The organism is Streptomyces sp. CC53 (assembly GCF_001865245.1).
In the GTDB taxonomy this organism is placed as follows: domain Bacteria; phylum Actinomycetota; class Actinomycetes; order Streptomycetales; family Streptomycetaceae; genus Streptomyces.
The window spans coordinates 16,250-24,677 of the sequence record NZ_MKXB01000172.1 but is presented as its reverse complement, the minus strand read 5'-3'; the positions used below and the strand labels follow the sequence as shown (position 1 = coordinate 24,677).

8 protein-coding genes are annotated in these 8,428 nt (G+C 72.6%); 2 read left to right on the top strand and 6 right to left on the bottom strand.

The annotated features are described in order from the left end of the window. Positions 1 to 198 precede the first annotated feature (198 nt). The 4 genes from BJP40_RS21570 to BJP40_RS21555 all read right to left on the bottom strand — a co-directional run bounded on the left by BJP40_RS21570 (position 199) and on the right by BJP40_RS21555 (position 5,161). A complete protein-coding gene (locus BJP40_RS21570) occupies positions 199 to 1,638 on the bottom strand; it encodes a bifunctional ADP-dependent NAD(P)H-hydrate dehydratase/NAD(P)H-hydrate epimerase (protein ID WP_071281742.1) in 1,440 nt (479 codons plus the stop codon). Between the two features lie 456 nt (positions 1,639 to 2,094). Then, the gene (locus tag BJP40_RS21565) at positions 2,095 to 2,463 is read right to left on the bottom strand and encodes a holo-ACP synthase (protein ID WP_071267631.1); all 369 of its coding nucleotides are present in this window, start codon (positions 2,461 to 2,463) and stop codon (positions 2,095 to 2,097) included. Continuing rightward, positions 2,460 to 4,307, bottom strand: coding sequence for a glutamine--fructose-6-phosphate transaminase (isomerizing) (glmS, locus tag BJP40_RS21560; RefSeq protein ID WP_071281741.1), 1,848 nt, complete (start codon positions 4,305 to 4,307; stop codon positions 2,460 to 2,462). The genes BJP40_RS21565 and glmS overlap by 4 nt, the downstream gene beginning before the upstream one ends. 65 nt (positions 4,308 to 4,372) lie before the next feature. Continuing rightward, complete coding sequence (locus BJP40_RS21555) at positions 4,373 to 5,161, bottom strand: hypothetical protein (RefSeq protein ID WP_071281740.1); 789 nt, start codon at positions 5,159 to 5,161, stop codon at positions 4,373 to 4,375. A gap of 199 nt (positions 5,162 to 5,360) precedes the next feature. Between BJP40_RS21555 and galE the strand changes: the two genes are divergently transcribed. Beyond that, on the top strand, positions 5,361 to 6,350 hold the full coding sequence (gene galE, locus BJP40_RS21550; RefSeq protein ID WP_071281739.1) for a UDP-glucose 4-epimerase GalE: 990 nt from the start codon (positions 5,361 to 5,363) through the stop codon (positions 6,348 to 6,350). Between the two features lie 42 nt (positions 6,351 to 6,392). Here galE and BJP40_RS32085 read toward each other — a convergent pair whose 3' ends face one another. After that, on the bottom strand, positions 6,393 to 6,602 hold the full coding sequence (locus BJP40_RS32085) for a DUF397 domain-containing protein (RefSeq protein WP_079171348.1): 210 nt from the start codon (positions 6,600 to 6,602) through the stop codon (positions 6,393 to 6,395). Between the two features lie 14 nt (positions 6,603 to 6,616). Continuing rightward, positions 6,617 to 7,468: a helix-turn-helix transcriptional regulator gene (locus tag BJP40_RS21545; RefSeq protein WP_071281738.1), complete on the bottom strand. Its 852-nt coding sequence runs from the start codon at positions 7,466 to 7,468 to the stop codon at positions 6,617 to 6,619. A 216-nt stretch (positions 7,469 to 7,684) separates the two neighbouring features. On the opposite strand from BJP40_RS21545, the gene BJP40_RS21540 reads away from it, so the two are divergent. Continuing rightward, positions 7,685 to 8,200 (top strand): ATP-binding protein, encoded by a 516-nt coding sequence (locus tag BJP40_RS21540; protein ID WP_071281737.1) that lies wholly within the window; start codon positions 7,685 to 7,687, stop codon positions 8,198 to 8,200. The last annotated feature ends 228 nt before the right edge of the window (positions 8,201 to 8,428 follow it).

The window sequence follows — 8,428 nt, the reverse complement described above, 5'->3', positions numbered from 1 at the left end:
CGCAGCCTCCCTCGGCCGCGGCGGCGCGCCGGGCACCGGCGGCCGCGCCCTGCGCGCCGGAGCCCGCGCCTGTGCCCTCGCACCTGCCGCGGGCCGCGCCCCCGTCCGTGCCCCGCCGAGCGCCGGGGCCCCCTCCCGTGTCCACGTACGACTCCTCCCCCACCATCGGTTCCGCCCCTCGCCCTGCGCCCCGGCGCCCTACGCGGTCGCCTCGCCCGTCACGTCCCGCCACGCGCCCTGGAGCGCCTCCGCCACGTCGTACGCGGCCACCGGCGCCCCCCGTGCGGCGCGCCGGGCGGCGAGGCCGTGCAGGTACGCCGCCGCGGACCCGGCGTCACGCGGGGCGAGCCCGGCCGCCAGGAGCGAGCCCGCGAGGCCCGACAGGACGTCGCCGCTGCCGGCCGTGGCCAGCCACGACGTGCCGGTCGGGTTCACCCTCACCGGCGCTCCGGTCCCAGGATCGGCCACCAGGGTCGTGGAGCCCTTGAGCAGCACGGTCGCCCCGTAGCGGCCCGCCAGTTCCCGCACCGCGTCCAGCCGCCGGGCCTCCACCTCCTCGCGGGCCGCGCCCAGCAGCGCCGCGGCCTCGCCCGCGTGCGGGGTCAGCAGGGTCGGCCCGGCCCGGGCCCGCACCTCCTCCGGGTCCAGCTGCCGCAGGCCGTCCGCGTCGACCAGGACGGGCACGTCGGAGGCCAGCACCTCCGCGACGCCCGGGGTGTCGCCCAGGCCGGGGCCGATCACCCACGCCTGCACGCGTCCCGCCTTCCCCGGCGGGCCCGCGTGCACCAGGGTCTCCGGGTGCCGGGCCAGCACCGCGTCCCCCGCGGGCCCCACGTACCGCACGGCTCCCGCCCCGCCGCGCAGTGCCCCGGTCACGGCGAGCACCGCCGCGCCGGGGTAGCGCGCCGAACCGGCGACCACCCCGACGACGCCCCGCCGGTACTTGTCGCTCTCGGCGCGCGGCACCGGCAGCAGCCGCGCCACGTCCGCGTGCTGGAGCGCCTCCAGGTCCGGCACGTCCGGGAGGTGCGGGCCGAGGCCGATGTCGACGAGCCGCACGGGGCCCGCGTACTCGCGCGCCGGATCGACCAGCAGGCCCGGCTTGTACGCGCCGAACGTCACCGTGGCGTCCGCCCGTACGGCTTCGCCGTCCACCGCGCCCGTGTCCGCGTCGACTCCGCTCGGCAGGTCCACGGCCACCACGACCGCGTCCGAGCCGCGCGCGGCACGCACCACGGGCACCGCGTCGGGCCGCACCCCGCCGCGGCCGCCGATGCCGGTGATGCCGTCCAGGACCAGGTCGGCGCGGGCCAGCATCGCGAACGGGTCGTCAGCGACGTGCCCACCGGCCCGCAGCAGCGCGGCGAGCCCCGCCTCGTGGGCGCGCGCCCCGAGCAGCACCGCCGCCACCCCGGCACCGCGCCGCGCCAGCCGGGCCCCGGCGTGGAGGGCGTCGCCGCCGTTGTCGCCGCTGCCGACCAGCAGCACGACGCGCGCGCCGTACACCTGCCCCAGCAGCGGTGCGCAGGCGGCGGCGAGCCCCGCGGCGGCCCGCTGCATCAGGGCGCCCTCCGGCAGCCGCGCCATCAGCGCGGCCTCGGCGGCACGTACGGTCTCGACGCGGTAAGCGCTCCGCATCAGCTCAGCCTCCTTCTCGGCTCCGGCTTCCCGACCCGGCGCGAACGCCCGGCGTGCGCCTTCGGCTTCCACGACCGGCGCGAACGCCCGGCGCGCGGACCCGGCTTCCCGGCCCGGCGCGCGGACCCGGGACGGCCATCCCGCGCCCCCGCCCGATCCCTGCCCGCTCCGGCCGGTCCACTCCCGGTCCGGCCCACTCCGTACGGCCCCTCCGTGCCGGGCCGCCTGCCCCCGGTACCCCGCCCCGGTACCGCGGTGCCCGGCCTGCCCCGGACCGTCTGTCTTCGCTCCCTCTGCGCCCGGCCGCCTGTGTCCGGTGGTTCTGCACCCGGTCCACTGTGCCCGGACCCCTGCACCCGGTGGCCTTCGACCGGTCATCTGCGCCCCGTACCCGTGCGCGTCAGCCCTTCCTGGCACCGGGCGGCCACCCGACGGCGGAACCGGGCGGCGCCCCGCTCACCCCTCCGCTATCACGACCGCCGACGCCACCCCGGCGTCATGGCTGAGCGACACATGCCAGCTCCGCACACCCAGTTCGGCCGCGCGCGCGGCCACCGTCCCCCGCACCCTGAGCCGCGGCTGCCCGCTGCCCTCGACGTACACCTCGGCGTCCGTCCACTGCAGTCCGGGCGGCGCGCCGAGCGCCTTCGCGAGGGCCTCCTTCGCCGCGAACCGGGCCGCGAGCGACGCGACACCGCGCCGCTCCCCGCTCGGCAGCAGCAGCTCCCGCTCCACGAAGAGCCGGTCCGCGAGGTGCGGGGTCCGCTCCAGGGCCTGCGCGAACCGGTCGATCGCGGCGACGTCGATCCCCACCCCGATGATCATTCGACGGTGACCGACTTCGCCAGGTTGCGCGGCTGGTCCACCTCGTTGCCGCGGGCCGTCGCCAGTTCGCAGGCGAAGACCTGCAACGGCACGGTGGCGACCAGGGGCTGGAGGAGCGTCGGGGTGGCCGGGATGCGGACCAGATGGTCGGCGTACGGCACGACCGCCTCGTCACCCTCCTCCGCGATGACGATGGTGCGGGCACCGCGGGCGCGGATCTCCTGGATGTTGGAGACGATCTTGCCGTGCAGGACGGACCGGCCGCGCGGCGACGGCACCACGACCACCACCGGCAGGTCCTTCTCGATGAGCGCGATCGGCCCGTGCTTGAGCTCGCCCGCGGCGAACCCCTCGGCGTGCATGTACGCGAGTTCCTTCAGCTTCAGCGCGCCTTCGAGGGCCACCGGGTAGCCGACGTGCCGGCCGAGGAACAGCACCGTGTCCTTGTCGGCGAGGGACCGGGCCAGCTCCCGCACCGGCCCCATCGTGTCGAGCACCCGCTCGACGTCGTCCGCGATGCGGGACAGGTCCCGGATGACGGAACAGATCTCGTCGCCCCACTTGGTGCCGCGGACCTGCCCGAGGTACAGCGCGAGCAGGTAGCAGGCGACGAGCTGGGTGAGGAACGCCTTCGTCGACGCCACCGCCACCTCGGGCCCGGCGTGCGTGTAGAGGACGGCGTCGGACTCCCGCGGGATGGTCGACCCGTTGGTGTTGCAGATGGCGAGGACCCGGGCGCCCTGCTCCCGGGCGTGCCGCAGCGCCATCAGGGTGTCCATGGTCTCGCCGGACTGCGAGATGGCGATGACCAGGGTGCGGTGGTCCAGGATCGGGTCGCGGTAGCGGAACTCGCTGGCGAGCTCCACCTCGCAGGGGATGCGGGTCCAGTGCTCGATGGCGTACTTCGCGATCATCCCCGCGTGGAAGGCGGTGCCGCAGGCGACGATGACCACCTTGGTGGCCTCGCGCAGCACGGAGGCGGGGATGCGGACCTCGTCGAGCGTGAGGTGGCCCTCGGCGTCGATGCGTCCGAGCAGCGTGTCGGCGACCGCCTTCGGCTGCTCGGCGATCTCCTTCAGCATGAAGTAGTCGTAGCCGCCCTTCTCGGCGGCGGAGGCGTCCCAGTCGACGTGGTACGACCGCACGTCGGCGGGCGCGCCGTGGAAGTCGGTGACGGTGACGCCGTCCCTGCGCAGCTCCACGACCTGGTCCTGGCCGAGTTCGATGGCGGACCGGGTGTGCTCGATGAACGCGGCGACGTCGGAGGCGAGGAAGCTCTCGCCCTCGCCGACGCCGACGACGAGCGGCGAGTTGCGGCGGGCCCCGACGACCACGTCGGGCTCGTCCGCGTGCACGGCGACGAGGGTGAACGCGCCTTCGAGCCTACGGCACACCTGCCGCATGGCCTCCGCGAGGTCCGCGGTGGACGAGTGGGCCTCCGCGAGGAGGTGGGCGACGACCTCGGTGTCCGTCTCGGACTCCAGGGTGTGGCCGCGCTCCTCCAGTTCGGCGCGCAGCACGGCGAAGTTCTCGATGATGCCGTTGTGGACGACGGCGACCCGCCCGGCGTTGTCGAGGTGGGGGTGGGCGTTGGTGTCGGTCGGGCCGCCGTGGGTGGCCCACCGGGTGTGCCCGATCCCGGTGGACCCGCTGGGCAGCGGGCGGCCGACCAGCTCCTTCTCCAGGTTGACGAGCTTCCCGGCCTTCTTGGCCGCCGCCAGCCCGCCGTCGGCGAGCACGGCGACGCCCGCCGAGTCGTAGCCCCGGTACTCCAGCCTCTTGAGGCCGGCGATCACCACATCGAGCGCCGACTGCCCGCCGACGTAACCCACGATTCCGCACATGGCGGCAGCCTACGACTCCGGCGGGCGCGCCCGCGTCACCCCGGGCCCGGCCGGGGGCGTCCGGGTCAGCCCTGCTGGGCGAGCTTGGCGATCTGGGCGTCGGACAGCGCCGCCGGGTAGTCGCCGGCCTTGCCGGTCACGACGAAGCCGAGGTCCTGGACCGGGAAGGTGGCCAGCGTGGCGCCCTGGCGGACGGCTGCCGCCTGGTAGAGGCTCGGGGTGCCGTCCACCTCGGCCGTCACCTTCCAGCCGGTCGCCTCGTCGCCGCCGGACACCTTCAGCTCCTCGAGCTTGGTGACCTTGACGGCGGCACCGTCCTGCGTGACGGTGAACCCGCCCGCGCAGGCCGCGCCGGCGGCGCGCAGGGAGGCGAGCGCCTCCTCGGCGCCCTTGCCCTCGTACGAGGCGAGGCCGACCAGCGTCATGCTGCCGCCCAGCTTGCCGGCGGCGAGGTCCTCCTTCTTGGGGCTCTGGTTCGCCATGGCCAGGGCCCGGGCGGCGGGCTCGCCCATCGGGACCGACGTGAGGAGGCGGGCGAGCGGCTCGCACTCGGCCTTGTCCGTGGACACCTTGCTCTTCGCCAGCGCCGCGACCTGGGCCGTGTCACCGGCCTTGATCTTGAAGCCCTCCAGGTCGGCGTCGGTGACGAGCGCCTTCTTCAGCTCCGCCTCGGAGAGGACCTTGGCGGCGGGCTCGGCGGCGGACGGCGCCGCGGACGCGGACGCGGCGCCGGCCCTGTCCTCGGGCGCGGCGTCGGCGTTGTCGTCCTTGCTGCCGCCGCAGGCGGTGACCAGCAGGGCGAGGGAGACCGCGGAGGCGGCGACGGCGGAACGGCGGACGAGCATGGATCGCATAGGTCTTCTGATGTTCTTTCTGTGTGAAGTTGTGAGCACCCTATGTGCCACCACTGACACCAAAGCCGTCGATCTCATGGCGGGTTCATGACGGCATCAGACCGTGATGCCGCCGTGATCACGGATCGCCGCACGGGGCACCATCCGGCCCCCGGTAGGCTCGGGCCGTCGGCGTCGTCGGGCCACGGAGGGAGACACGATGAAGGTCCTCATCGCCGGAGGAGCCGGATACATCGGCAGCACCGTCGCCTCGGCCTGCTCCGACGCGGGGATCGACGTGGTGGTCCTCGACAGCCTGGTCACCGGGCGCCGCGAGTTCGTCGCCGACCGGCCCTTCTACGAGGGCGACATCGCCGACAGCCCCCTCGTCGACCGGATCTTCGCCGAGCATCCCGACATCGACGCCGTCGTCCACTGCGCGGCGCTCATCGTCGTCCCCGACTCGGTGGCCGACCCCGTCGGCTACTACCGCGCCAACGTCGCCAAGAGCCTCGACTTCGTCGAGCACCTGCTCCGCAACGGCTGCTCCCGCATGGTGTTCAGCTCGTCCGCCGCCATCTACGGCGCCGAGCCGGACCTCACCGTGACCGAGGACTCCGCCCTCGACCCGCAGAGCCCGTACGCCCGGACGAAGGCGGTGTGCGAGGGCATGTTCGCGGACATCACCGCCACCCGGCCGATCCGCGTGCTGTCCCTGCGCTACTTCAACCCGATCGGCGCCGACCCGCGGATGCGCACCGGCCTCCAGCTGCGCCGCCCCAGCCACGCACTGGGCAAGATGATCGAGGCGTACGAGGAGAAGACCCCCTTCCCCCTCACCGGCACCGACTTCCCCACCCGCGACGGCTCCGGCATCCGCGACTACATCCACGTCTGGGACCTCGCCACCGCCCACGTGGCCGCGCTCCAGCGGTTCGACGCCGTCCTGGAGCGGGGCAGCCTGGCGATCAACCTCGGCACCGGCACCGGCACGACCGTCCGCGAGCTGCTGGACGCCTTCAACAGCGTGGCCGACGAGCCCGTGGCCGCCGTCGAGCTGGAGCGCCGCCCGGGCGACGTCGTCGGCGCCTACACCCGCAGCGACCGCGCCCGCAGGCTCCTCGGCTGGGAACCGCGCCACTCCGTCGCCGAAGGCATCCGGCACTCCCTGGAATGGGCGAAGGTCCGCGACAAGGTCCTAACCTCATAGCGGCAGCACCCGCACCCTGGCACCCGGAGAGGCAGCCAACAATCATGCCTTCGTCCGTCCCAGCTCCCCTTCAAACCGCCCGCTGCGAAGGGCGTCGAGGAAGCAACCGAGACTCTCAGGGCTTATGGAGGCGATCATCTCGGGCGTCTTGCTGTCCCTGAGCAGAATCGTTCCATCGGCTCCGACGGCGAGACACACGCAGTTCGCGCCTTCGGCGCTGTATGACGACTTCCACCAGTTCAGTTCACTCACGACACGTTCCTCCATCAGACCTCGCGGGCGACACGGTGGATGAGCGCCCGCGACGCCTCAGGTGAGAGTGCCCGCGTCTCCATCCGGTCCAGAACAGCTCGGTATCGAGCCAACTGGGCTTCGGCATCCAGGAACTCACACGTATGGTCCGAGTCGAGGACGACCGTGTCGAGTTGTGGAACCGCCCCGGACGCATAGGTGATCGGCTGGCCGGATGCCGGGAAGGAGGCCTGGCCGAACGGCACCACCCGGACCGAGACGTTGTCCCGCTCACTGGCCTCCGCGAGCGCCGCGAGCTGTTCGCGAGCCACCTCCGGCCCGCCGAACGCCATGCGCAAGGCCGCTTCATGCACGATCGCCGTGTAAGGGATCGACTCCGCACCGAAGAGGACGGCCTGCCGCTTCATACGGTACGAGACCCGGTGCTCTATCTCGTGTGGCCGCATGGGCGGAACGCTCTCCGCCATGACGGCTCTCACGTGTGCCGGCGTCTGCAAGAGCCCGGGCATGTGCAGCACCACGGCGACCCTCAGGGCGCTGGCGTGGTGTTCGAGTTCGGCGATGTCGATCAGAGCAGGCGGCAGCACATCTTGGTACTCCTCCCACCACCCTCTGACGCGAGCACCCGTCATGGAGGTCAACGCGTCAACGTACGCCTCGTCCGCACAGGCGTAGTTACGCGCCATCGCGCGCACACGGTCTGCGCTCACCGCGTACCGGCCCGCTTCGATGTTGCTGATACGAGACTGCGGCCCACCCAGGAGGGACGCTGCCTCGGTCGAGCTGAAGCCCGCACGCTCACGAAGTTTGCGCAGCTCAACGCCGAGGCGCTGCTGGCGAAGAGTCAGAGAGGGGCGGGATGGCATGGTTCTTCCCAATGGTCACCCACAGGAGTGGAATTATAAGTTCTTCCAAGGGATCGCTGTAATACCTTACAGCGGCGGCGCTACGGTATGACCCAAGCCACAACCGAGCCGACCGGGCAAGCCGGAAGCGCACCAAACCACACAGGCATGGCGCTGCCACCGCACGGCCTCGGCCGCAGTCAGTGATCCAACTCCACCTCCCCTCAGGAGACTTCCGTGGACACCGTATCGCCGGACCCCGCCTGGTCGTATCTGCTCCAACTGCCGCGCGATCCCCGCGCACCACGCGTCGCACGTGTCACCCTGCGCGCCGTGCTCACCGGACACGGCATGAACAACCGCGTGGAGGTGGCCGAGCTACTCGCCAGCGAACTGGTCACCAACGCGTACCGCTACTCGGAAGGCCCCGCGACGATGCGGCTCCGCCGCATGGAGGACGACTGGCTACGCATCAGCGTCTGGGACACGAATCCGGTGATCCCGGCTCCCTTCAACCGCCCGGCCACCCGACTCCACGCCGTCCCCACCTCCGCCACCACCGAAGACCTCGGTGGCCGAGGCCTCCTCCTCGTACGCGAGTACGCCGACAACTGGGGCGGCCACCCCCTCGGCGACGACCTCTTCGGCCGTGGCGGCAAGCTCCTGTGGTGCGAACTGGCGCCACCCGACCAGCACCTCGAACTCACAGCCGCAAACCCAACACTCACCACTCCCCGAGCCAAAATCGCATAACTCCACCGCTTCCAAGGGATCGACGGGTCGCCACCGGTGAGCAGCGAGCAGACGCACGAGGCGCTCCACCACGTCAGCGCGGGACGTCGAGCGCGGCAACAGAGGAGTCGGCTGAGCCGCTGCAAGACTCCGGAACCGCAGCAGCGGGTTGGCCATCTTGTGGTGCTCCGCCCGCGGTCGGCGTTGGATGGCGCGTAGGCGGTTCTTCACGAGCGGGGTCAGCTCGTC

Coding starts and splice junctions, on each gene's coding strand:
- BJP40_RS21545 (WP_071281738.1), bottom strand. CDS start 7,468: ATGCCATCCCGCCCCTCTCTGACTCTTCGCCAGCAGCGCCTCGGCGTT.
- BJP40_RS21570 (WP_071281742.1), bottom strand. CDS start 1,638: ATGCGGAGCGCTTACCGCGTCGAGACCGTACGTGCCGCCGAGGCCGCG.
- glmS (WP_071281741.1), bottom strand. CDS start 4,307: ATGTGCGGAATCGTGGGTTACGTCGGCGGGCAGTCGGCGCTCGATGTG.
- BJP40_RS21555 (WP_071281740.1), bottom strand. CDS start 5,161: ATGCGATCCATGCTCGTCCGCCGTTCCGCCGTCGCCGCCTCCGCGGTC.
- BJP40_RS21565 (WP_071267631.1), bottom strand. CDS start 2,463: ATGATCATCGGGGTGGGGATCGACGTCGCCGCGATCGACCGGTTCGCG.
- galE (WP_071281739.1), top strand. CDS start 5,361: ATGAAGGTCCTCATCGCCGGAGGAGCCGGATACATCGGCAGCACCGTC.